Below are 22,565 nucleotides of genomic sequence, written 5' to 3'. Positions count from 1 at the left end.
CTCCTTAACGATTTGACTGCATTACTATATTCCCGGCCAGCTTTCGCAAGGCATCGCGCAACACGGGATCATCGATCTGATCAAGACCTTGGGTGGCCTTTTCCAGGCGCGCTGGGTCTGGGGTGGCTTTGGCTTTCGGCTTGGCGGCAGTGAACGCCACTTGCCCCTCGGCAAACCCCATGGGGGCGGTCTGCGTCACCTGCACGTCCTTGATCGCCGAATAGCCGTAGCAGGCGTTGACACGAGTGATGATCGCCTCGCGGCTCATCTCCAACAACGGGGCCTTCGCCCCTGTGGTCAGCAACACCAGCGTGCCGCCGAAGCCGCGCCCGAATTTCACCTTCACCGGCACCGCCATTTCCGCGATGTCCGGCCCGACGATTTCGGGCCAGTGGGTCAACAGCTTGGTTTCGGCAAAGCCGCGCTTTTCGGCGGGCGTTTTCAACTCAGGCCCCACCAGCGTCACGGCACGCTCAAACCCCCGCCTGCGGCGCGGGTTTTGCTGGGGCGTCTTTGTCGGCCGTGATGATTGCCGTGAGGCCATGGGTTGAACCTTTCTCTTTGCGCACTCTATGCCTTCACACGGTGCTAACCAATAACAAGCGACACAGGATGGGTAACGGGTGCGTGAAGATCAGATAGGGCGCGCATTGTTGGACTGGTATGACGCGCACGCGCGGGATTTGCCATGGCGGGTTCCCCCGCAATCGGGCGAAAACGCCGATCCCTATCGGATCTGGCTTAGCGAAATCATGTTGCAGCAGACCACCGTGGTGACAGTGAAGGCCTATTTCGAGCGGTTCACCGCGCGCTGGCCCACTGTCCACGCCCTTGCGGCGGAAGAAGATGCAGAGGTGATGGGCGAATGGGCCGGCCTTGGCTACTACGCACGGGCCCGTAACCTTCTGAAATGCGCCCGCGCCGTGGTGGCCGAGCATGGTGGTCAGTTTCCGCAGACAGAGGCGCAGTTGCTGACCCTGCCCGGCGTTGGCCCTTATACCGCTGCGGCCGTCGCCTCGATTGCGTTCCAACAGCCCGCCGCCGTCATGGACGGCAATATCGAGCGTGTCATGGCCCGCCTTTTCGCCGTGGACGACCCGTTGCCCGGCAGCAAACCAGCCCTCAAAGAGCACGCCACGCGGCTGACGCCAATGGCGCGTTCCGGCGATCACGCCCAGGCGCTGATGGACCTTGGCGCCACGATCTGCACCCCGAAATCACCCGCCTGCGGGATTTGCCCGCTAATGCGGGCCTGCGCCGCGCGCAAGGCGGGCATCGCGGCGGAATTGCCCAGGAAAGCGCCGAAAAAGCCCAAGCCCACACGGCAGGGCTACGTCTATGTCGCGCGCCGCGCCGATGGCGCGATCTTGCTGGAAACGCGGGCCGAAAAAGGCCTGCTGGGGGGCATGTTGGCCTTTCCCACCAGCGACTGGTCCCAGACCCCGACAGAAGCGCCGCCCTTTGCGGCAGACTGGCACGATCCCGGCCTTGAGGTCCGCCACACCTTCACCCATTTCCATCTACGCCTTGCCCTGCGTCTGGCCGAGGCCACCTTGGACACGTCGCCGCAGCGGGGCGAATTCATGCCCCGCGCCCTATTCAAGCCGTCCTCCCTGCCTACTCTGATGCGCAAAGCCTACAACCTGAGTGAGACGAGAGATGATTCCGGCTGAAACCGTCGCCAAGCTCCACCGCGCGCTGCCATTCTGGGCAAGCCTTCTGTTGATCCCCCTAATCGTCTTCGTGGCGACTCAGGGCGGTTGGTGGCTGGTGATCGTCCCGCTGTCGACATGGTGGCTGTTTGCGATCCTCGATCAAATTGCGGGGTTGGAGTTGGAGAATGCGGACCTGACGACCTCCGAAGATCAGTTGTTCTGGTATCGTGCCATCACGCTTTTGTGGCCACCGTTGCAGTTCGCCACGCTTTTCTGGGTGATTTACTATGCGACCCGCGCCGATCACCTGAGCGGCGGAGAGTTGGCTGGCATCGCCTTCGGCCTTGGCGTCGCGGGCGGCACCATTGGTATCAACTACGCCCACGAGTTGATGCACCAGAAGTCCAGGCTTGAACGTTGGTTGGGCGATCTGTTGTTGGCCAGTGTCCTCTACAGCCACTTCCGGTCCGAGCATCTGTTGGTCCATCACCGCTATGTCGGCACCGGCCGCGACCCGGTGACGGCGCGCTATAACGAGGGCTTTCACCGCTTCTTCCCCCGCGTGTTGCGGCAATCCTACCGATCGTCCTGGGAGGCCGAGAAAGCCATGCTCGCGCGCAAGGGCCTGCCCGCTTGGGACGGTGCCAACCCGTTCTGGCGCTACATCGCCCTGCAAGCGGCCTTCGTCGCGCTGGCATTTCTGATCGGCGGCTGGGTCGGCGTGGCGCTTTTCGTGGGGCAGGCCTTTACCGCCGTCTGGCAGCTGGAGCTGACAAACTACATCGAGCACTACGGGCTGACCCGCAAACATCTGGGCGGTGGGAAATATGAACACGTCCAGCCAAGGCATTCCTGGAACGCGGCCCACAAGGCCTCGAACTGGTTGCTGATCAACCTGCAACGGCACTCGGACCATCACTACAAGCCGGACCGGCGGTTTCCGCTATTGCAGAACTATACCGAGGCCGATGCGCCGCAGTTCCCCTACGGCTATCCGGTCATGACCGCCGCTGCGATGATCCCGCCCCTATGGAAGCGGGTGATGAACCCGCGCGTGAGGCGGTGGCGGGCGATGTATTATCCGGAGATCACCGAGTGGAAGGCCTATAACAAGCTGACCCATCCGACGCCGCGCTGACCGGGTCTCCCCCAGCTTGCGCAGGGCGACCAGCCGGGGGATTTCATCCCCCGGACCCCCTGAAAGTTTTTTTGGCAAGATGAAGGAGGGTCCAGCTGCGAGGAGAGGGCTTGGCCCTCGAGGAGGGGCTTGGCAGCGAAGCGCGTCAGCGCTGGAGGGCGGGGGTCTGGTCGATGTGGCTGTTGTTCTCGGCTGCCGTCACCAAAAAATCGGCAACATCAGCGCGATTGATCAACCCATTGCGCCAGGTCTCTTTCTCCACCAGCACCTTGTAGGCATTGGATTTGCGGTTGTCCGACAGGATGCCGGGGCGCGCGATGGTCCAGTCCAGGTCGCTGTCACGGATCAGTTGCTCTTGCAGATCCTTGTCCGCATAGGCGCCGCCCAGAATGGCCTTTTGGGTCAGGCGCTCAGGAGTGGAGAGTTTGTCCTTGCTGTCGCCCGCACCGAACCCCGTCACGGTGATCAGGCGTTTGATACCTGCGTCCTCCATCGCCGCGATCAGGGTGCGGGTCGCATCGGAAAACAACGTCGTGGCTTTCAGCACGCGCATATCCTTCGGCACGCCGAGGGTAAGGATCACCGCATCCACCCCCTCAATGACATTTGCCACATCGGTGGCATTGGTGGCGTCGCCGTCCAGCGCGGTAAGGCCATCGCCGGAGATATCTTGCGCCGTGATATGGCGCGACAGGGCGCGCACCTCATGGCCGCGCTCCAACGCCTCTTCCACAACCTTCCGGCCAATGCCGCGGCTTGCGCCGATCACTGCGAATTTCATAGGCAGCACCTCCTGTCCCTTATAGATAGGCGCGCGAGCGCGGCATCCAACGGGGATATTCAACTCTGTCCCTGTCAAAGCCGACGCAGAAAAAACCCGCCGACATGATGTCGACGGGCAAAGTTGGCCCGCGCGGCCTTAAGTGGTCACATGCGCGGGCGGCAAGGTTCTGGTCCAGACGCAGCGCGCAAGACGCGCACTACGCAAGGAATCTATTGAATTGATCGGGGGTCTTACTCGGACATTTCCGCGCGGATCTGCTGGCGCAGCACGTCGATCGAGACGTTCTTGCCGTCACGTTTGAAGGCCCAATAGGTCCAGCCGTTGCACGAAGGCGCACCCTCCAGCTCGGCCCCGACCTTGTGGATCGAGCCCTTTACGTCATCGGCAATCAACGTGCCGTCCGCGCGGACCTTGGCCAGCTGACCTCTTGGGCTGGTCAGCATCTCGCCAGGGCGCAGCAGGCCACGCTCCACGAGTTGGCCGAAGGGCACGCGCGGCTCAGCACGTTTCGGGGTTGTGACGGCGATGGCGGATTTGTCGAACTTGCGCACACGGGCAAGCCTGCGTTCTGCGACCTCGCGGTAGGCGGCCTCCCGCTCGATCCCGATGTATTCGCGGCCCAAGGCCTTGGCGACGGCGCCGGTGGTTCCCGTGCCGAAGAACGGATCCAACACCACGTCGCCGGGATTGGTGGAGCCGACCAACACACGATGCAGCAATGATTCGGGCTTCTGCGTCGGATGCGCCTTGTCGCCCTTGTCGTCCTTCAGACGTTCGCCGCCATTGCAGATCGGCAGAACCCAGTCCGAGCGCATCTGGATGCCCTCGTTCAACTCTTTCAGGGCCTCGTAGTTGAAGGTGTACTTCGATCCCTCGTCCTTGGAGGCCCAGATCATCGTCTCGTGGGCGTTGGTGAAGCGCTTGCCACGGAAGTTGGGCATCGGGTTGGACTTGCGCCAGACCACGTCGTTGAGGATCCAGTAGCCCTGGGTCTGCAACTCGGCGCCGACACGGAAGATGTTGTGGTAGCTGCCAATTACCCAGATTGCGCCACCGGGCTTCAGCAGGCGTTTCGCTGCCGCAAGCCATGCGCGGGTGAAAGCGTCATAGGCCTTGAAGCTGTCGAACTGGTCCCAGTCGTTGTCGACGGCATCGACAAGGCTGTTGTTGGGGCGATGCAGATCGCCCTTCAGCTGCAAATTATAGGGGGGGTCTGCGAAGATCAGATCGACCGACGCCTCCGGCAAGCCGTTCATCACTTCGATGCAGTCACCGGCAAGAATAGTGTTCAAGGGCAGCGCTTGCGCCGCCTTCTCTTTGGTTTTTGTTGTCATTGTCCGCCTCGCAAAGGCGCCTCTTTTGGGCGCTCATTTCTTCTAGAGGACAAAATCCACGATCATGGGATTCCGGTCAATTTACTTCGAATCCAACCGATACGATTTTATCCACACAATATCTTGCGGATGGGCGCAAAACTGCGGCGATGATGTTGGGTGACCCCTAGATGATGTAGGCCAGCCGTGTGTTTTGCCGTGCCGTACCCCATGTTCGTGTCCCAACCGTAACCGGGATGCATCACGGCAAGCTCTTTCATCAAGGCATCGCGCCGTACTTTGGCCACAATTGAGGCCGCCGCGATGGAAACCGCCCGCCCGTCGCCCTTCACGACGCAACTCGCGGGGCAGGGCAGGCCCGGCGGAATCGCGTTTCCGTCGATCAGCGCATGGGTCGGAGGCGCATTCAGCCCGTTGATCGCACGGGTCATGGCAAGGAAGGTGGCTTGGCGAATGTTCAGCGCGTCGATCTCTTCGACCGAAGCCCACCCAAGCGAGACATCGGCGACGCAGAGGATCTGAACCGCCAACGCCTCACGCCGCGCCTCGGTCAGTTTCTTGGAATCGTTCAGGCCCGGCGGCACACGTTCGGGGTCCAGCACCACCGCACAGGCCGTGACCGGCCCGGCCCAAGGGCCGCGTCCTACTTCATCTACGCCAGCGACGCTGCCGCCAAGGGCGCGCTCCATCTCAAAATCCGGTCCCATAGGCTCGGTTTGCGGCAAAGAAAAAGGCGGCGCAACCGGATGGTGACGCCGCCTCGCTCTTGCTGCTCGATTATTCTCGGATGACTTAGCCGCGCACCCAGCCGTTGTTGGCAAGGCAGCGCCCACCGTAGATCGTGCGCTGGCCGCGGTCGGTCCAGACATGGCGCAGGCAGCTTTGCGGCAGCAGATGTGCGTTCTGCGCGTGTTGCTGCATGCAACGATAGCGGTAGCCACGATATTGCCCGTTGTTGTCATGGCCCTGAATTAAGCAGCGCTGCGGTGCCACGCGGTGCACGGGTTGGGGGCGGGGGCGAACAGGCGCGCCTGCTTGGGGGTGACGCCCGTCGCGGCCAACCTGGCTCAACCCATAAAGCAGCAGCAACCCGCCGAAGATGGCGGCAGCCTCCGCGCCCTGGTTGTTGCGATGACCGTTGGCAGCCGCCGGAGACGCCGTTGCAGTGATACCCGTCAGGGCCAGAGTGACGGCCAACATCCCGGCTGTCATGGATTTGGAGAGGTGGCGAAGCATCATTGTGTTCCCTTGTATGGCTTGGCTTGAGGTGTCGTGGGGTTTTGGATTGGGCGCACTCATTCGGCGCTTGTGGAATCACATTCCCCCCTCTGTCGCGCGCCATGCAATGACGCCTCGCCGCTATTGGATACCGTCAGGATCGCTATCGAATAACGCTTGCGGAATCAGGGATGGTGTGGGCGCGTCGGGGCCTCTGCGAGGGATCGCATCTCGAACACGTAGCATCCCTCATGCTGCTCGGCTTCGGTGGAATAATCGGTGTCCCAATCCAGGCACCGAAGGGTCACGACCCACCCCTCCGGGATCTGCGGAGAGATCACGCCAACATAGGACGGACCGGGCATTGCCACCCGATAGGGCAACGCATCGCCGGACCATTGGTCTGGCTGCGTCCCCAAGCGGCGCATAATGGCATCATATGAGGCATCCGCCGTCCCCGCATCGCTATGCGTGTAGGACGCGCGCGTCGGCGGCGCGACGGCGTGGAAGGGCAGATCACTGAATAATAGCGGCCCAACCGTGTTGCTGAGACCGGCGGCCGTAAAGGCGGCGGCGTCAAAGGACCGTAACGCAGTTTCGGCGGCAGCGATTGGGGCGAGGGCGACGCTCAAGGCGACACCCAAGAGGGCGGATAAGGGTTTGGTCATGAAATCAGCTCACTCGAAATGGGATGCGGGCTGAAAAGAGCCCTTGATGGTTTAATGTGTCGTACCGGCCGGAATTGCCGTTGTGTCACCCTCCCTCGGCCCAAGCTTGCAAGGCAAAAACGCCCGCGCGCTATCGGATAACAGGCCCCGTGCCGCGCCCCCGATATTGAATGACAGCGCGCCTCTGCCCCATAGACGGTCTTGAAGCTGCCCCCTTTCAGCAAACCGAAACGAGCAAAACCGATGAAACGATTCTTGAAACCCCTCCTCGGCGCTTTGGCGCTGAGCCTTCTGGCCGCGCAGGCCCATGCCGCTTGTTATGCGGACTATCGCGCAAGGATGGATAACCCTTTGCGTCTGCACTACGGTGTGATTGAAGTGCCCCAAAGTGCATGTTCGGTCAGTGCCGCATCTTCCTATGTCGCTGGCCGTCTTGCCGCCCAAGGCTGGACGTTGGTGAATGTGAGCTCGGTGTTTGACGACTCCGGCCTCGCATCAAGGAGATCGGATGCCGGACAATACTACCTCCGTTTCTGACACACGGATCGCGTCCACACGCGTCGTACAATTGGGCATTCTGGCGGTCGTCGCGGTTCTTGTGACGTCCGCCGTTTTGCTATTCGTGAACCTGCCCGACGCCGATGCCTTCAACGAGGCCGTCGTCCAGGTGTTCGAGGTCAACGACGTTCGCAACCCCGACGCCATCCGCATGCTGGAGGTCCTGGCGCAATCCGGCACCACCTTCTCCAAGGTGCTGGCCAGCTACCGCGCGGTGATCTTCGTGCTGATGATCTTTGCCACCGCCCTGTTGGTCGCCTGTCTGGTGTTCCTGATCACGATCATCACGCTCAACCGCCGCATGGGCGAGATCGAGCGTCAGGGCATTCAGGTCTCGTCCCTGATCCTGTCGCGCGAAGAGCGTGTGGTGCTGATCAACAACCTGGAATTCAAGCTGACCGATGCGGCGATGGAAACACTGTCCGTGCTGGCGGAAGCGCGGCTGGACGATGACATCCTGACCGGCGCGCAGATCGAGGCGATGGTATCCGGCAAGCTGGAATCCGATGTGGATGAGGCGGCAGGAGCCACGCGCATCAAGCGCCTGCGCGACACGCTCGGCAACCAGATGGTGTCCGAGCTGTTGGTGAAGAACATCGCCCGGCGCGGCTATATTCTGGCGATCGACAAAGACGTCATCAAGATGATGTAGGCGATGGCAAACGCGCCCTACCCAAACCTGCATCCGGACCTTTGGGCGCTTGCGCGCGACATGGCCAAGGACCCTGATCCCGTACCCGAACACCTGCGCCCGATAGCGGCGATGCGCAGCGCGGTCGCCACGATGGAGGCGACCCTGCCGCCGCTAGCGCCTGACATTTTGACCGAAGATTGGACGTTGGAGGTGAACGGTCGCGCCGTTGCCCTGCGCAGCTATGGGACAGCGCATTCGCGGCCTGAAGCGATGCTCTATATACATGGCGGCGGTTGGAGCCTTGGGTCATTGCGCGGCCACGATCATGTCTGCGCGGACATCGCCCGTGATACGGGCCTGCGGGTGGTCAGCATCGACTATGCCCTCGCGCCCGAGTTCCCCTATCCGACGGCCCTTACCGAATGCGTCGCAGCGGCGCGTTACCTCGTGTCGGGGGCATCGCCCTTGCACGACATCCCAACCCTTTGGCTTGGTGGGGACAGCGCGGGCGGCAATCTTGCCCTCGGCACGGCCCTGAAGACCGGAAGGGCGGCGGGCCTGTTCCTGATCTACCCGGCAACAGATCCGACGTGCAGCGCGGCCTCTTACGACACCCATGCCAACGCGCCCTACCTGACGCGCGCGTTGATGCATCGATGCTGGCGCGACTACCTGGGCGGCGCCGTGCCCGACGCCTACGCCGCGCCTGTCACGGCAGACCTGAGCGCCCTGCCCCAAGCGGTCATTCTGACGGCGGCGATCGATCCGCTCCTCGGGGACGGCGAAGCGCTTGCCACCAGTTTGCGCAGCGCGTCCATCCCCGTCTGGTTTGAGCAAGCCGAAGGGTTGATCCATGGCTTCATCCGCTGGCGCGACCGCTGCCCCGCTGCTGCCGAAGCCTTTTCCCGCGCGACGAGGGCCCTCGCCCGGGCCGTCGACCCGTCATAGAAAAAGCGGGATGGCCGCTTCCTCCATCCCGCTTCCAAATTTCAAACGTCCTGACCTGCGTGCAGTATCAGCAGTAGGGCGCACCGCGACCCGCACCCGGTGCGTCGGTCCCGAGAGAGCCGTTGTCCGCATCGGTGATGCCGGTGGAATAGCCACCGCTGCCACGCCCGCAACCGGCCTGGTCGGTCCACGAGCCGTTGTCGCTATCCGTGCCTTGCGCCTGCGCGCCCGTGGGGATCAGGGCCGCGCCAACGCCTGCGGCACCCATGACACCCAGAACCGTCCGGCGGCTCGTGGGGTGGTCGGTGGTGATTTCCGCGTCGGTCAGGGTCTTCTTCTTGTCATCACTGGACATTTTTCAAATTCCTAAATGGGTCTGGCTACATAAATGAATCATCTGACCGATCCACCCACACCAGTCAACGGAGGTGATCCCGTCCCTGCAAACGCGATTGAACACAGCGCGCACCCGTGGTCAGATTGCGACACCAAGAATTCAAGCACATGCCCCATCAACTGGACGCCATATGACCGAGACCTTCAGCTTCGACTGGGCCATTTCGCCCGAAACCCCCGACACCTTCTTCGCCGAGTATTTCGAGAAGAAGCCGATGCTGATCAAGCGGGGCCAGCCCGGGTATTTCTCGGATCTGCTAAGCTACGACGACATCGACCGCGTCGTCTCGACCATGGGTCTGCATGTGCCCGAGATCAACGTGACCCGTGCCGATGGCAACATCACACCCACCGATTTTGCCTACGAGACAGGGCAAGTGGACCCGGTCCGCGTGAACCAGCTGCATGCAGACGGCGCCACCGTGATACTCTCGGGCCTGCACGAACGCCTGCCGGCCTTGGCGCGCTACTGTCGCGCGATGGAGGCGGCGATGTCGGCCCGCGTGCAAACCAACATCTACATGACGCCTCCGGGCAATCAGGGCTTCAACCCCCATTATGACGGCCACGACGTGTTGGTTTTGCAGGTTGCTGGCACCAAGGAATGGCGCATCTACGGCACGCCCGTGGAACTGCCCCTGCCCGATCAGGCGTTCGAACGCGGCATGGACGTGGGCGAAGAGGTGCAGCGCTTCGTGCTGGAGCCGGGTGACGCCGTCTACATTCCGCGCGGCATGGCGCACGATGCCGTCGCAACCGACGAGACGTCGCTGCACATCACGACCGGCCTGATGTTCCGCACCTGGGCCGATGCCTTGGCCGAAGCCGTCATCGCCAAGGCTCACCGGGAACCCGCCATGCGCCGCGCCCTGCCCCCCGGCTACGCCAACTACGGCGCGGACCTGGACGCGTATGACGCGACCTTCGCCGAAGTGGTGGCTATGGTCGGCGACGCCCATGTGGGCAAGCTGCTGTCGGGGTTCCGGGAAGAGTTCCTGACCGCCCGTGTGCCCCGCGTCGAAGGGCAGATGGCGCAGCTGGCCAAGCTCGACGGCCTGACGATGGACAGTCGCGTCGGCGCCCATCCCCACATCGTCTTCGGAATCCATGATGTCCCCGATGAGGATCAAGTTTGCCTCGCGGCCCAGGGGGCCGAGATCATCCTGCCCGCCCACGCGAAAGACGCGATGGAATATTGCATCACCACGGGCGATTTCCGGCTGGGGGATATGGGCGGCGACCTCGACGACGCAGGCAAGATGGTGCTGGTCAAACGCTTCGTGCGCGAAGGGCTGATGCGGGTATTGTGACGGCGCGCCCCGGGCTTCAGCCCGGGACCACCACCACCGCCAAACTCACCACGCGCCGGGGCAAGTGCCTTGGTGGCAATTGATCACTTCTTCCAGCATACCCGGATGGGCCTGATCGAACACGAACCCGGGGCAGGCGTTTTCGGTCAGGACGTAGCCGCCGTTCACAACCCGAAAGAAGAACAACGCATCAGACACATCCCGCGCCGCGCCGCACCAGGCGGCGACGCAGGTCACGTCGACCGTCACGGGGATGTCGCGAGAAGCGTCGAAATCGCTGCCGGTGAAGAACTCTCCCTCGAACCGCGCCGGTTGCGTGTAGCCCACCATCTGGTTGATGTCCCCGCCCTGGGCCACGGCGCCCTGGGGCGGATTGCTTGGCCCGGTCAGACGCAAGGACCCCACACCAATCACGTAATCCGCAGGGCTTTGGGCGGCGGCGGTATAGGCCCCGGCCACGGTGGGCACGGCACAGGACAGGGCCGCAGCAGGCCCGGCGGCGATGATCGCAAACAGGAAAGCGAGGGGGCGCATCATAGGGCAAACTCCTTGAGAACTGCCTTGTAGATAGCGCGTTTGAACGGGACGATCACAGTCAGGATTTCCCGCTTTGTCATCCATCGCCACGCGCTGAACTCCACATCCTTGTGGTTCAGGTTGATGACACTGTCAGGCGCGTCCAACCGGAAATGCACCCACATCTGGGTTTGGCCGCGGTACTTTTCCTTCCACCGCATCGGCAATTCATCGGGGAAATCATAGGCCAGCCAATCGGCGGTCTGCTGCACGAAGGTCACGTGGTCGCGTCCTACGCCTGTCTCTTCCTCCAACTCTCGGTAAGCGGCGGCCAAAGGATCTTCGCCCTCGTCGATCCCACCCTGTGGCATCTGCCATGCGGGCGTATCCATATTTGCCCGTTGCCCGGCAAAGATACGCCCGTCCGCGTTGGTCAAGACGACCCCCACGCACGGGCGATAAGGTAAGGGGTCTGACACCTTAGTTCGGACCCAAGGCGCCAAGACCCGTCAGGATATCAATGGCATAGGCCAGTTGATAATCCTCGTTGCGAAGGGCGGCTGTGGCCTCTGCGGCCTCCCGCTCTTCCTGCAACTGCTGCAACTGGTCTTCCGTCAGGCTGGAGTTCTCGATCGCGCCGCGCAGTCCGGCCTCGGTGCGGGCGGGACGGCCGTCTTCGTCCTCCTCCACCTCGATCGGATCACGCTGTTCCACGATGATATCGGGGGCCACGCCAAGCGCCTGGATCGAGCGTCCCGACGGGGTGTAGTAAAGCGACGTGGTCAGGCGCATCGCGCCGTCCCCGGCCAGCGGCATCACCGACTGAACCGAACCTTTGCCGAACGAGTTAGTGCCCACGATCACCGCGCGGCGGTGGTCTTGCAGCGCACCAGCCACGATCTCGGATGCCGAGGCAGAGCCGCCGTTGATCAGCACCACCATCGGCAGGCCGTCGATCATATCACCCGGCGTGGCGTTGTAGCGCTCGCCATCCTGCGGCTCGCGGCCCCGGGTAGAGACGATCTCGCCTTGCTCCAGGAAGGCATCGGACACACGGATTGCCTGGGTCAGCAAGCCACCGGGGTTGTTGCGCAGGTCCAGCACGACGCCATTCAAATTCTCCAGCCCGCCGACCTCTTCGATCAGCTCCAGCAGACCGTCGCGCAGGTTGGGGTAAGTCTGGTCGCTGAAGGTCGAGACACGCAGGACGGCGGTGTTGCCTTCCAGCCGCGCACGCACGGCGGTCAACTGGATCCGGTCACGCGTGATCGTCAGATCAAAGGGCTGCTCCTCCCCTTCGCGGACGATGGTGATGACGATATCGCTGCCCACCGGCCCGCGCATCAGGTCAACGGCTTGCTCAAGGGTCAGGCCCAGAAGCGCCTCGCCGTCGACGGCGGTGATGAAGTCCCCGGCCTCGACACCTGCTTCCATGGCGGGCGTGTCGTCCATCGGCGTGATGACGCGCACGAATCCGTCTTCCTGCGTCACCTCGATGCCCAAACCGCCGAATTCGCCGCGGGTCTGCACCTGCATGTCCTCGAAATCGCTGGCAGAGATGTACGACGAATGCGGATCGAGCGAGATCAGCATGCCGTTGATCGCCGCCTCGATCAGTTCCGCCTCGTCCACTTCCTCGACGTAGTTCTGGCGAATGCGCTCGAAGATATCGCCAAACAGATCCAGCTGCTCATAGACCGAGGCGTTACGCTCGGCCTCCTGTGCCAGCAACGGGCCCGCGACCTGAGTGCTCAACAGCACCCCACCCGCAATGCCGCCCACGGCGGCCATCATCAGTTTCTTCATCGAACGTCGTCCTCTGTTTGCCATCGCGGAAGCCTATTGTGCAGCGAACCATTCCATCGGGTTCACCGGGCTCCCGCCTTGTCTGAGTTCCATATAAAGCGTTTCCGTCAGCGCGACACCACCGCCAAGCGCATCGGATACGATCAATTCCTCGTCGATTTCGCCCTCTGCGTCCGGCATGAGGCCTAACGGTGCACCTGAGGGAACCAATTCTCCGGCGGTCACGAACAGATCGCCCGCCCCTGCCAGAATAAGAAGATAGTAGCCCTGCGGCTCAAGGATAATGACATTTCCGTAATCCAGAAGCGGCCCTGCATAGCGGACCGAGGCGGGCCATGGGGCCACCAACAGGGCATTTTGCGGCACTGCCAGTAGCGCTCCGGGGCGTGAGATGCCGGCCGCGTCAAACTCGTTGAAGCCCCGCACCACCGAGCCAAGGGCGGGCAGCGGCAAACTCCCGCGGGCGCTTGCGAAGTCCCGGATCGTATCGACGGCGGGCGCGGGCGTCTCGGCCAGCATCGCGGCGAAACTGCCAAGGCTGTCGACGCTCTCCAGGATCCGCGCCATGGCGTCGGGGTCTTGCGCGAAGCGCTCGGGCAAATCCACCCGGTCGGCAATGGCCTGGCTCAACGCGGACCGTGCGTCCTGCACACCCACAAGCGCGGCCTCCAACTGCCCCATGGCGCCGTCTTGCAGGGCGCGCAACACGGCCAGTTCTTCAAGCTGCTCGCGCAAGGCGCGCGCTTCGCGTGCCACAGCAGGCGTGACATCGGCCACGATCATCCCCAGCCGCGCGGTCCCAAGCGGCCCCTCAGGATGCAACAGCGTTGCGGGCGCGGGCGCCTCCTCGATCCGCTGCAAGACCCCCAACAGCCGCGCCAACCGTTCCCGCTCCGCATCGAAGACCAACAGGATCGTGCGTTCGCGCAGGGCTGCGTCGCGAATGCCTGCGCGCAAGGCGTCCAGCCCATGTTCATAGGCGCGCACCGTCTCGGTCAACGCCTCGACCCGGTCGCGCGCGCCATCGGCGTCGCGCAATCCCGCCGCCGCGTCCTCCAGCATCCGGCTTGCTTCCCGTGCCGTCATCGCGGGATCACCCTGCGCCGCCACAGGGACCGCTGCGAGGAGGGGAAGCGCTGAAAGCGCTGCCCCGAGGAGATGCGCGCAAAGCTTTCTCACGAAATCAAACTCTTGCCCGTCATTTCTGCCGGTTGCTCCAACCCCATCAGTTGCAACAGGCTTGGCGCCAGATCCGCCAATCGCCCATCGCGCAAGTGCGCGCCTTCGGGCCCGCCCACCAGGATCACCGGCACCGGGTTCGTCGTATGGGCCGTGTGTGGCCCGCCCGTCACAGGGTCCACCATCGTCTCGCAATTCCCGTGGTCTGCACAGACGATCATCGCCCCGCCCACCTCTTGCAACGCTGCAACAGCCTGCCCAAGCCCCGCATCCACGGCCTCGCATGCTGCCATCGCCGCCGCAAGATCACCGGTGTGCCCCACCATGTCGGGGTTCGCGTAGTTCACGACGATCAGGTCATACTGCTCGCGGATGGCGGCGAACAATAACTCCGTCACTTGCCCCGCACTCATTTCGGGCTGCATGTCGTATGTCGCCACATCGGGCGATTTCGGCATCTGCCGATCTTCGCCTTTTTCCGGCACCTCGACGCCGCCGTTCAGGAAGAACGTCACATGGGGATACTTCTCTGTCTCGGCCACGCGGAACTGCCGCAGGCCCGCTTTTGCGACCCATTCCCCCAGCGTATTCACGATCTTCTGCTTCGGGAACACCGTCGTCATGTATTCATCATGGGCCGTGGAGTAATCGACCATCCCCAACTTTGCCGCAAACTCCGGCCTGCCAGCCACGTCAAACCCGTCAAAGTCGGGATCGCCCAACGCCGCGAGGATCTCTCGCGCCCGGTCCGCCCGGTAGTTCAGCATGAAGATGCCGTCCCCATCGCGCATCCCCTTGTAGTCGCCCACAACGGTCGGGGGGATGAATTCATCGGTCTTGTCCGCGTTGTAAGCCGCAGCCACGGCGGCCAGAGCATCCTCTGCCCGGTCCCCCTCACCGCGCACCATCGCGCCGTAAGCGCGCGCGACACGGTCCCAGCGGTTGTCACGATCCAACGCGAAGTAGCGCCCGCAGACGGTTGCGATCTTCGCCCCCTCCGGCAGCGCCAACCCGCGCAGGAACCCATCGGCAGATTTCGGCGCCACGTCGCGCCCATCCGTGATCGCGTGGACCGCCACGGGCACGCCGTGGTCCACCAGAACCGCCACTGCCGCCTCCAGATGGCTCAGTTGCGAGTGTACGCCACCATCGCTTACCAGACCCATCAGATGCGCCGTCCCGCCTGACGCGCGCAGGGCCTCGGCGAAGGCCACCAGCGCTGGCCGCTCAGAAAATTCCCCGGCGGCGATGGAATCGTTGATCTCCACCAGATCCATCTTCACCACGCGGCCCGCGCCAATATTGGTGTGGCCGACCTCGGAATTGCCCATCTGTCCTTCGGGCAGCCCCACGTCGCGTCCGTGGGTCAGCAGCTTCGCATGGGGGCATGTGGCCATCAATTCGTCCATCACCGGCGTCGCAGCCAGCAACGGCGCGTTATCCGCTTGCGTCTGCCCTATGCCCCAGCCATCCAGAATGCATAAGACGACGGGGCGCGGCTGATCAGTCATTGGTGAGAACTCCTTTACCACTTCCGTTCTATGGAGGGCGCATCCGCGCTGCAAGCGCCCGCTGGTTCGCTTGCCGGTGACAGGCAGACGCGCGCGCGGTATGACGGACGAGATGCAAGCCAGAAGGGCGCAGATGACCGGGGACATGGGGGCAATCGATCAGGCCGAGGCGACGGACGTGGCACAGGGCCCATCCGGCAACCTGCTGACGTCGCAAGCCGACCGCAACAATTGGCGCGCATGGCTCGCCCATGCCTGCGACGATGGGGGCGAGACACCTCAAGCCATTCTTGCCCGCCACCCCCGCGCGAACGCCCTGCAAGATGGGTTCTCCATTGGCGCGTACCTGGCGCACAACACGGACGTGGCAGGTGCCGTGGATACCCCCGCCGAGGCGGCATTCCATTACCTTGAATTCGGCATCGCCGAGGGGCGCAACGGCACCCCAACGCGGTGGAGCCCGGATTTCGTCGCGCATACCCTGGGCCACTCCCTGCCCCCCCATTTGACCGCCCCGCAGGCGGCGGCGGAACTGATCGCCCGTGGCGTTCCAGCGGCCGAAGTGATGCTGGACGAGCGTGACCTTTGGCTGCTCCTTGGCCTGCATGGTCCCGCGCTGGCCGATATCTTCCACCATGAGACGTATTTTGCCGCCCTTGATGCGGCGGGGATGGACCTTCCCGCGCCCGATCGCATTTCTTGCATCCGCCACTTTGTGGCCGTGGGGCTGGACGCGGGCATCCCGGCCCACCCCGACCATCAGCTGGATGAGGCATTCTACGCCGCCACGCTGGCCGAGCTGTCTCTCGACGGTCCCGCCACGCCCCTCCACTGGGCGCGCATCGGCCTGCGGGCCAACGCCCATGCCAATGCGCGGGCGGCGGCCCGGGCGATCTTCCACGTGGCTTTGCCACCGGACATCACCGCGACCTCCGGGGCGCATCTTGCCCGGATGCTTCTGCATCCGATGGCGTTGGTGGAAAGCCTCGACCTTACCAATTCTGTCTTGCGCAGTTTTGCCATCGATCTGGCGCGCGCGCGGCGTCAGCGCGGCGATATCGGCACCGCCGAGGCGGTTCTGGCCCATATCCTGCAAATCGTCCCTGATGATCCCCGCGCCGCCGTTGACATGGCCGAGCTGATCCACGGCACCCGGCAAGTCACCCGTGAGATCGCCCTGCGCGCAGTCGCGCCGCCGGATTTCGACAACGGCGAAAACCGCGTGATGCTGGCGAAACTCCATCTGGATCAAGGCGATTACGACGCCGCGCTGACCTGCGCCAGCACGCTGCCTGTGGCGGCCCTTGGCGATGTGGCGATCACCACCAAGGTTCGCGCCCTCGCACGGACGATCATCGAAAGCCTCTTCAGGAAGCTCAATAAGCAGCTCACCACCCGCCCTGTGGCCGAAGTGCAGGACCTGCTGACCCGTGCCCTCGCCCTTTATGCACCGACCCCGGACCTGCTTGAACGCGCCGGGCCGATCCGGCGTGTGGCAATCCTTGCCAACGACGACCTCTATCAATGCAAGCTTTACCGGGCCGATCAGAAGGCAGATCAACTTCGCGCCCAAGGGCTGGACGTTACCACCTTTCTGCAAAGCAAGGACGTCGCCGCGCTCAGGGCGCAACTGCCACAGTTTGACGCCGTGATTTTCCAGCGCACCCCTGCCCTGCCCGATATTGCCGATGTCATGATCGACGCCGCCAAACAGGGCCTGGCGACATTCTTCGACATTGATGACCTGATTTTCGACGCGGCCCTCTTTCCGCCCCAGTTGGAGACCTACGCAGGTCAGATCACCGCCCAGACCCACGCATCCCTCGCCTGTGGCGTCCCCTTTTTCGCGGCCGCCGCGCGGCTTTGCGGCGCGGGCATCGCCTCTACCGAGCCGATCCGCGAAGCCTTGGCGCCGCTGACCATCACGGGCACGGCCTTCACCCATCGCAATGCCCTTGGCCTTGCCCACCACGTCGCCATGAAAGCCGCGAAGCGTCCAAAGACAGACAAACTGGTGCTGTTCTACGGCTCAGGCACGAAAGCCCATAAGGCCGAGTTTTCTGACATCCTGGAACCGGCGCTCGCGCGCGTTCTCAAGGAGCGCCCCGGGCAGGTCGAAATCCGCCTGATGGGCGAATTTCCCGATCTTTCACACCTGTCGCCCGATGATGTGACCCTGATGCCGCCGGTCTGGGATTTCGAATGCTACATGGCCGAGCTGTCGCAAGCCGATATCGCGCTTTCGGTCCTTGCGCGGTCCCCCGCGACCGACGCCAAGTCCGAGATCAAGTGGATGGAACCCGCGATGTTTGCGATCCCCGCCGTCGTCAGCGCCTCGCCGGTGATGGACGGCGTGATCGACAACGGCGCGACGGGCATCACGGCCACCGATATCGAGTCCTTCGCCTCCGCGCTCCTGAACCTCATCGATGATGAGCCCCTGCGCCTGTCCATCGGCCATGCCGCCAAGGCGCAGGTCTTGCGGGACTATGCCCTGCCCGCCATGGGCGCAGCGCTGGTTCAAAACATGCAGGCCAGTCGCCCCGCGCCCAAGCCCAAGCTGCTGGTCGTCAACGTCTTCTATCCACCGCAAGCCCTCGGCGGGGCGACACGGGTCGTTGCCGACAATGTCTCTCATCTGCGGGAACACTATGGCGATGAGTTCGAGGTTGATATCCTCACCACACTTGACGGTGGCAAGACCGCCCATGAGGTCCAAGCCGTCAGCCATTCAGGCACGCGGATCTGGGCGATTACCAATGACGCGGCGGTGCCCGATCACACCATGCGCGACCCTGTCATGGATACGCGGTTCGAGACGTTGTTGGATCGCATCGCGCCCGATATCGTCCATGTTCATTGCATCCAACGCCTTGGCGCGGGGATCGTCGACGCCTGCCGGAAGCGCAGCATTCCCTATGTGCTGACACTCCATGACGGCTGGTGGGTCTCTTCGCGTCAATTCATCATCGACCCCTACGGCGCGCCCTGTGTCCATGATTTCAACGCCGCACCTCTGACGGAACGCGTGCACATCGCGCGCCGCTGCATCACCGACGCCGCCGCCGCCCTTGCCGTGTCCGAGCCTTTTGCCCAACTGCACCGCGATGCGGGGTTGCCCAACGTACAGGCGCTGTCGAATGGCGTTTCAGACCTGCCCAAGCGCCTTGACCAGCCCGCGCCAGACGGTCGCGTGCGCCTGGGCCTGATCGGCGGCGCGTCCCGGCACAAGGGTTATGACATCCTGCGTGCGGCCCTGACGGCGCGGGCGTTCGAGAACATCGATCTGATCGTATCAGATCACGCCCTGCCCCCGGGGGCAAAGGTCCATGAGGTCTGGAACACGACCCCCGTCCTGCGCATTCCCCGGCAACCCCAAGCCCAGATCGGCGCGCTTTACGGGCGCTTCGATGTGCTTATGGCGCCTTCGGTCTGGCCCGAAAGCTTCGGACTTGTCACGCGCGAGGCCTTGGCCTTGGGGTTGTGGGTTGTGGCTTCCGATCGCGGTGCCATTGGTGCGGATATCGTGGAGGGGGAAAACGGCCATATCGTTCCAGTCGATGACCATCGCGCCCTGACGCAGGTTCTGTCCCTGATCGATGCGGACCCGGCACGCTATACCCAAGCCCCGTCCCACCGCGCAACGCTGCACACGGCGGCCGCCCAGGGTGATGCGCTGGCCGCCCTTTACAAGGACATTCTGGGCCGTGCCTAGAAGATGAAATCGTTCGGGTCGAGGTCGGTCAGCAGAACATTCTGTAGAAGGATCGAGTTTCCGTTGCCCGTATCGATAACCACGTGGTTCCCCTGCTGGACCGCGCCTTGCATCACATCGGTGTAAGAGTTCATCGTCGACAGGTCAGTGAAGACCAGTTTCTCGGCGTTATTCGTGGCCTCGAAATCGACGATCACGTCGTTGCCGTGCCCATCTTCGAACAAGAAGCGATCCGCGTTGAAGTTTCCCTCCATCGTGTCGTCACCGGTGCCGCCGATGAGGGTGTCGAACCCGCCCCCGCCGATGATGTAATCGTCGCCGGCACCGCCGTCGGCATAGTCGGCTTGATAGCCTGCGCGGATCAGGTCGTTACCGTTGCCGCCATAGATCGTGTCGTCGTGGTTTGCGCCGAAAAGCCGGTCATTGCCATCGCCACCGCTAATGAAATCATTGGCGTTTCCACCACGCACGACGTCGTTGCCACCCTCGCCGTAGAGCGTGTCATCGCTGTTGTCGCCCAGAATGATATCGCGCTCATCGCCGCCGTAGATCAGGTCCTGGCCCTGTCCGCCGCGAATGGTATCGACCCCGGCTCCGCCATAGATCGTGTCCGGCTGATTGCCGCCCCAGATCTCATCGCGGCCATCGCCGCCAAATATCAGGTCTTCGTGATCGCCACCGTGGGCATAGTCCCAGCCAAGCCCCAGAATGATGGTGTCCTGACCAAGCCCGCCCGTCACCGCGTCGTCGCCACTTCCGGCATCGATGTAATCGTTGCCCGCGAAGGTCTCGACCGTGTCGTTGCCCTCGCCGGTGTTGTACGCGTCGTCAATCGCAGTGCCAGCGATCAGGTCGTCTCCACCATTGCCCCCGTAGGACGCGAAATCCGGCACGCGGTTCGCGGTTTTCAGGATCGCGGCCTGGATCTGTCCGAAACTCAGCGTCTGCCCATCGCGTGAGAAAAGCTCCAGCGTCTCACCGCGCCAGCTCAGGATCGCGCCTTGGGCCGTAGCCGTGTAGCCGATCTGTGCCGCGTTGTAGAGCATTGGCCAAGCCGACAGATCCAGACGGTCCAGCCCGGCCTGAAAATCGTGGATCTCGTCATGGGTGAAATCGGAGCGCAAAACGAACAGGTCCGCCCCGTCACCCCCATGCAACGTATCGACACCCAAACCGTCTTCCAACAGGTCATCGCCCGCGCCGCCAACGATGCTGTCATTGCCTGCGCCACCGATCAGGATGTCATTCTTCGTTCCGCCCGTGATCGTTCCGCCCGCGTGCGAGACCTGGATGATATCCCCGTGGTTTGAAACATCGACAGTGATCTCGGTCACGCCGCCCTCGGCCTCGGAGGCAACAAAAAGATGCAGGGTGCCGCTCTCGAAATGCGCCGCCATGGACGCGATGTTCTGCAACCCCGGATCGCCACTGACAATGCCCAGAAGCTGCAAGCGCCCGTTCGGCATCAGCACGAACAGCGTGACGCCGTCATCCCCCCCGCCCGAAATCACGTAGGTTCGGCCATCGGCCTCCACGACCTCGAGGCTTTGCACATTGCCAAAGTGCGTGTCTGCCGTGTCGATGATGTGATCGGTGTCCACAAGACTGCCGTCCTGGGCCAGTTCCATGACCGTGATCGCGCCCGATTGCCCCAGGCCGTCGCCGGGGGCCGAGGCCACCAGGATGAAGCTGCGCCCCCCCATCTCTACAAGCTTCATGTCGGTGGGGGTCATGATGCCCAAGCCCTCGTTCACGCCGGCGTTGCCGGTGTTGAGCAAGGTGTTGCCGTCCAGCCTGTAGACGGACACGCCCTTTTCGGTCTCGCTGACGCTGATGACGTAATCGTTGTTGAGAACCCTGGTCGAGTCGATCGCCATGATGCCCGAGGCGTAGGTCTTGTTTGTATCCGCCATCTGCATGGTCTGCGAAAGTGAACCGTTGGTGTCGATCTCGTAGGCGCGGATCATGCCGGTGCTGATATCGGACATGAACAGGGTCTGGGGGTCGGCTTGGCTCAACCCCTGCACCCGGGACATCTGCGCCGACAGGCCAATCAACTGCATCGCGGGCCCAAGGGTCCCGTTGGCGTTCATGTCGTAGACGTGCAAGTCGTCCTCGCCCGACCCCGCCACCGCGATCGCCATCGCGCCATTCACCTCGATAAGGGACATTTCGCGCAGCACGCCGTCGGCCCACGTGCTGTCGTAAAGCGCCGTGTCCAGAATGCTGACCGAGCCGTTGGGGTTCAGCTCATAAGCCGTCAGGCCCCCGTTCTGCCCGGTGCTGGTATAAAGGACGGATGTCCCGTTCTGAACCGTCACCATCAAATCGGTGATTCCGACATCAAGGGCCAATTGCCCGGTGTCGAACTGCCCATTGATCACCATCTGAACCATCTTACGCCCACTTTCCACATCGCTCGTTGGGACAATGCCCTCTCTTGCGGCGCGAAGTTCGTGCGTGTTTATGGCGGACCCGTGGCGAATAGATCGAAACCCGAACGTCCGGTTAACGATTGGCTGGGGCGGCGGGCCTAGGTGCCCATGTTCTCGTTATGCAGCTCGATCGCTTCATCCAGATCGTCAAAATAGCGCAGGTTGCCCTTTTCCAGGACCAGTGCGGCATCGCAATATTCGCGCAATTCACCCAGGTTGTGATTCACCATGATCGCGCCCGAACGTTCCATCCGGGCCGAAAACAGCTGTTTCGATTTCTGTCGGAAGGCGGCGTCACCGGCGGCTGTCACCTCATCCACCAGGTAGGTGTCGAACTCGATTCCCATCGACAACCCGAAGGTCAGCCGCGACCGCATGCCCGAAGAATAGGTGCGGACCGGCATGTTGAAATGGTCCCCCAATTCGGCAAATCCACGCACGAAATCCGTCAACTCTCCGGTGTCGACACCGTAGACTCGTGCGATGAACCGCGTGTTCTGCGCGCCGGTCAGCTCCGGGTGGAACGAGCCCGCAAACCCGACCGGCCAAGAGATGGAGCCGTCCGAAATCACCCGCCCATGATCGGCATCCATATTACCCGCGATGATCTGCATCAGGGTCGATTTCCCGGCCCCGTTGCGCCCCAGAAGCGCAAGGGACTTGCCCGTCGGCAAGGTCAGGTTGAGGTTGTCGATGACGATGCGCCGCTGGCCGCCGAGGCGAAAGCTTTTGGTCAGGTTCTCGAACCGGATCATCGGAA

The 22,565-nt window shown here is 63.0% G+C and carries 21 protein-coding genes; 7 read left to right on the top strand and 14 right to left on the bottom strand.

The window, feature by feature from the left end; translation table 11 throughout:
- Window positions 1-4 precede the first annotated feature (4 nt).
- Window positions 5-466 (bottom strand): DUF721 domain-containing protein, encoded by a 462-nt coding sequence (locus KUL25_RS17115; RefSeq protein ID WP_345791004.1) that lies wholly within the window; start codon window positions 464-466, stop codon window positions 5-7.
- 157 nt (window positions 467-623) lie between these two features.
- Here KUL25_RS17115 and mutY point away from each other — a divergent pair, with 157 nt between their 5' ends.
- Window positions 624-1,673 carry an A/G-specific adenine glycosylase gene (gene mutY, locus KUL25_RS17110; RefSeq protein ID WP_257894022.1) on the top strand — a complete coding sequence of 350 codons (1,050 nt, stop codon included), beginning with the start codon at window positions 624-626 and terminating at the stop codon, window positions 1,671-1,673.
- Window positions 1,660-2,793: an alkane 1-monooxygenase gene (locus tag KUL25_RS17105; protein WP_257894021.1), complete on the top strand. Its 1,134-nt coding sequence runs from the start codon at window positions 1,660-1,662 to the stop codon at window positions 2,791-2,793. The genes mutY and KUL25_RS17105 overlap by 14 nt, the downstream gene beginning before the upstream one ends.
- A gap of 145 nt (window positions 2,794-2,938) precedes the next feature.
- On the opposite strand, the gene KUL25_RS17100 is transcribed toward KUL25_RS17105, so the two are convergent.
- From KUL25_RS17100 to KUL25_RS17080, 5 genes are all read right to left on the bottom strand, one after another.
- The gene (locus KUL25_RS17100; protein WP_257894020.1) at window positions 2,939-3,574 is read right to left on the bottom strand and encodes an NAD(P)-dependent oxidoreductase; all 636 of its coding nucleotides are present in this window, start codon (window positions 3,572-3,574) and stop codon (window positions 2,939-2,941) included.
- A 233-nt stretch (window positions 3,575-3,807) separates the two neighbouring features.
- A complete protein-coding gene (locus KUL25_RS17095; protein ID WP_257894019.1) occupies window positions 3,808-4,911 on the bottom strand; it encodes a site-specific DNA-methyltransferase in 1,104 nt (367 codons plus the stop codon).
- Window positions 4,912-5,018: 107 nt separating this feature from the next.
- Window positions 5,019-5,618, bottom strand: coding sequence for a ribonuclease HII (locus tag KUL25_RS17090; protein WP_257894018.1), 600 nt, complete (start codon window positions 5,616-5,618; stop codon window positions 5,019-5,021).
- Between the two features lie 85 nt (window positions 5,619-5,703).
- Window positions 5,704-6,150, bottom strand: coding sequence for a hypothetical protein (locus tag KUL25_RS17085; RefSeq protein ID WP_257894017.1), 447 nt, complete (start codon window positions 6,148-6,150; stop codon window positions 5,704-5,706).
- Window positions 6,151-6,314: 164 nt separating this feature from the next.
- Window positions 6,315-6,797: a hypothetical protein gene (locus KUL25_RS17080; RefSeq protein ID WP_257894016.1), complete on the bottom strand. Its 483-nt coding sequence runs from the start codon at window positions 6,795-6,797 to the stop codon at window positions 6,315-6,317.
- A 243-nt stretch (window positions 6,798-7,040) separates the two neighbouring features.
- Here KUL25_RS17080 and KUL25_RS17075 point away from each other — a divergent pair, with 243 nt between their 5' ends.
- From KUL25_RS17075 to KUL25_RS17065, 3 genes are read left to right on the top strand one after another with little or no spacing between them, the layout of a single operon-like run.
- Entirely contained in the window at window positions 7,041-7,334 is a 294-nt protein-coding gene (locus KUL25_RS17075) for a hypothetical protein (RefSeq protein ID WP_082916552.1), read from the top strand.
- Window positions 7,306-8,007 carry a winged helix-turn-helix domain-containing protein gene (locus KUL25_RS17070; RefSeq protein ID WP_068357438.1) on the top strand — a complete coding sequence of 234 codons (702 nt, stop codon included), beginning with the start codon at window positions 7,306-7,308 and terminating at the stop codon, window positions 8,005-8,007. The genes KUL25_RS17075 and KUL25_RS17070 overlap by 29 nt, the downstream gene beginning before the upstream one ends.
- Window positions 8,008-8,010: 3 nt before the next feature.
- Complete coding sequence (locus tag KUL25_RS17065; RefSeq protein ID WP_257894015.1) at window positions 8,011-8,937, top strand: alpha/beta hydrolase; 927 nt, start codon at window positions 8,011-8,013, stop codon at window positions 8,935-8,937.
- 67 nt (window positions 8,938-9,004) lie between these two features.
- Here KUL25_RS17065 and KUL25_RS17060 read toward each other — a convergent pair whose 3' ends face one another.
- A complete protein-coding gene (locus KUL25_RS17060; protein ID WP_068357444.1) occupies window positions 9,005-9,292 on the bottom strand; it encodes a hypothetical protein in 288 nt (95 codons plus the stop codon).
- A gap of 172 nt (window positions 9,293-9,464) precedes the next feature.
- Here KUL25_RS17060 and KUL25_RS17055 point away from each other — a divergent pair, with 172 nt between their 5' ends.
- Window positions 9,465-10,643: a cupin domain-containing protein gene (locus tag KUL25_RS17055; protein WP_257894014.1), complete on the top strand. Its 1,179-nt coding sequence runs from the start codon at window positions 9,465-9,467 to the stop codon at window positions 10,641-10,643.
- 45 nt (window positions 10,644-10,688) lie between these two features.
- Here KUL25_RS17055 and KUL25_RS17050 read toward each other — a convergent pair whose 3' ends face one another.
- The 5 genes from KUL25_RS17050 to gpmI form a co-directional block, all read right to left on the bottom strand.
- Window positions 10,689-11,180, bottom strand: coding sequence for a hypothetical protein (locus KUL25_RS17050; RefSeq protein WP_257894013.1), 492 nt, complete (start codon window positions 11,178-11,180; stop codon window positions 10,689-10,691).
- A complete protein-coding gene (locus KUL25_RS17045) occupies window positions 11,177-11,662 on the bottom strand; it encodes an RNA pyrophosphohydrolase (RefSeq protein ID WP_282563176.1) in 486 nt (161 codons plus the stop codon). The genes KUL25_RS17050 and KUL25_RS17045 overlap by 4 nt, the downstream gene beginning before the upstream one ends.
- Window positions 11,640-12,965, bottom strand: a complete 1,326-nt coding sequence (locus KUL25_RS17040; RefSeq protein ID WP_068357456.1) for a S41 family peptidase — start codon at window positions 12,963-12,965, stop codon at window positions 11,640-11,642. Before KUL25_RS17040 ends, KUL25_RS17045 begins: the two co-directional genes overlap by 23 nt.
- A 33-nt stretch (window positions 12,966-12,998) precedes the next feature.
- A complete protein-coding gene (locus tag KUL25_RS17035) occupies window positions 12,999-14,051 on the bottom strand; it encodes a murein hydrolase activator EnvC family protein (RefSeq protein WP_257894011.1) in 1,053 nt (350 codons plus the stop codon).
- A gap of 89 nt (window positions 14,052-14,140) precedes the next feature.
- A complete protein-coding gene (gpmI, locus tag KUL25_RS17030) occupies window positions 14,141-15,655 on the bottom strand; it encodes a 2,3-bisphosphoglycerate-independent phosphoglycerate mutase (protein ID WP_257894010.1) in 1,515 nt (504 codons plus the stop codon).
- Window positions 15,656-15,788: 133 nt separating this feature from the next.
- Here gpmI and KUL25_RS17025 point away from each other — a divergent pair, with 133 nt between their 5' ends.
- Complete coding sequence (locus KUL25_RS17025; RefSeq protein WP_257894009.1) at window positions 15,789-19,370, top strand: glycosyltransferase; 3,582 nt, start codon at window positions 15,789-15,791, stop codon at window positions 19,368-19,370.
- Here the strand turns inward: KUL25_RS17025 and KUL25_RS17020 are convergent.
- Window positions 19,367-21,766 (bottom strand): calcium-binding protein, encoded by a 2,400-nt coding sequence (locus KUL25_RS17020; RefSeq protein ID WP_257894008.1) that lies wholly within the window; start codon window positions 21,764-21,766, stop codon window positions 19,367-19,369. The two genes, KUL25_RS17025 and KUL25_RS17020, sit on opposite strands and share 4 nt — an antisense overlap.
- Window positions 21,767-21,903: 137 nt before the next feature.
- Window positions 21,904-22,560: an ABC transporter ATP-binding protein gene (locus KUL25_RS17015; RefSeq protein WP_257894007.1), complete on the bottom strand. Its 657-nt coding sequence runs from the start codon at window positions 22,558-22,560 to the stop codon at window positions 21,904-21,906.
- Between the last annotated feature and the right edge of the window lie 5 nt (window positions 22,561-22,565).

The organism is Gymnodinialimonas phycosphaerae, assembly GCF_019195455.1.
GTDB classification, from domain to species: domain Bacteria; phylum Pseudomonadota; class Alphaproteobacteria; order Rhodobacterales; family Rhodobacteraceae; genus Gymnodinialimonas; species Gymnodinialimonas phycosphaerae.
The sequence above is the reverse complement of the archived record's forward strand: the minus strand, read 5'-3'. Positions and strand labels throughout refer to the sequence as shown.

Coding starts and splice junctions, on each gene's coding strand:
- KUL25_RS17105 (WP_257894021.1), top strand. CDS start 1,660: ATGATTCCGGCTGAAACCGTCGCCAAGCTCCACCGCGCGCTGCCATTC.
- KUL25_RS17100 (WP_257894020.1), bottom strand. CDS start 3,574: ATGAAATTCGCAGTGATCGGCGCAAGCCGCGGCATTGGCCGGAAGGTT.
- KUL25_RS17095 (WP_257894019.1), bottom strand. CDS start 4,911: ATGACAACAAAAACCAAAGAGAAGGCGGCGCAAGCGCTGCCCTTGAAC.
- KUL25_RS17090 (WP_257894018.1), bottom strand. CDS start 5,618: ATGGGACCGGATTTTGAGATGGAGCGCGCCCTTGGCGGCAGCGTCGCT.
- KUL25_RS17085 (WP_257894017.1), bottom strand. CDS start 6,150: ATGATGCTTCGCCACCTCTCCAAATCCATGACAGCCGGGATGTTGGCC.
- KUL25_RS17080 (WP_257894016.1), bottom strand. CDS start 6,797: ATGACCAAACCCTTATCCGCCCTCTTGGGTGTCGCCTTGAGCGTCGCC.
- KUL25_RS17075 (WP_082916552.1), top strand. CDS start 7,041: ATGAAACGATTCTTGAAACCCCTCCTCGGCGCTTTGGCGCTGAGCCTT.
- KUL25_RS17070 (WP_068357438.1), top strand. CDS start 7,306: ATGCCGGACAATACTACCTCCGTTTCTGACACACGGATCGCGTCCACA.
- KUL25_RS17065 (WP_257894015.1), top strand. CDS start 8,011: ATGGCAAACGCGCCCTACCCAAACCTGCATCCGGACCTTTGGGCGCTT.
- KUL25_RS17060 (WP_068357444.1), bottom strand. CDS start 9,292: ATGTCCAGTGATGACAAGAAGAAGACCCTGACCGACGCGGAAATCACC.
- KUL25_RS17055 (WP_257894014.1), top strand. CDS start 9,465: ATGACCGAGACCTTCAGCTTCGACTGGGCCATTTCGCCCGAAACCCCC.
- KUL25_RS17050 (WP_257894013.1), bottom strand. CDS start 11,180: ATGATGCGCCCCCTCGCTTTCCTGTTTGCGATCATCGCCGCCGGGCCT.
- KUL25_RS17040 (WP_068357456.1), bottom strand. CDS start 12,965: ATGAAGAAACTGATGATGGCCGCCGTGGGCGGCATTGCGGGTGGGGTG.
- KUL25_RS17035 (WP_257894011.1), bottom strand. CDS start 14,051: ATGACGGCACGGGAAGCAAGCCGGATGCTGGAGGACGCGGCGGCGGGA.
- gpmI (WP_257894010.1), bottom strand. CDS start 15,655: ATGACTGATCAGCCGCGCCCCGTCGTCTTATGCATTCTGGATGGCTGG.
- KUL25_RS17025 (WP_257894009.1), top strand. CDS start 15,789: ATGACCGGGGACATGGGGGCAATCGATCAGGCCGAGGCGACGGACGTG.
- KUL25_RS17020 (WP_257894008.1), bottom strand. CDS start 21,766: ATGGTTCAGATGGTGATCAATGGGCAGTTCGACACCGGGCAATTGGCC.
- KUL25_RS17015 (WP_257894007.1), bottom strand. CDS start 22,560: ATGATCCGGTTCGAGAACCTGACCAAAAGCTTTCGCCTCGGCGGCCAG.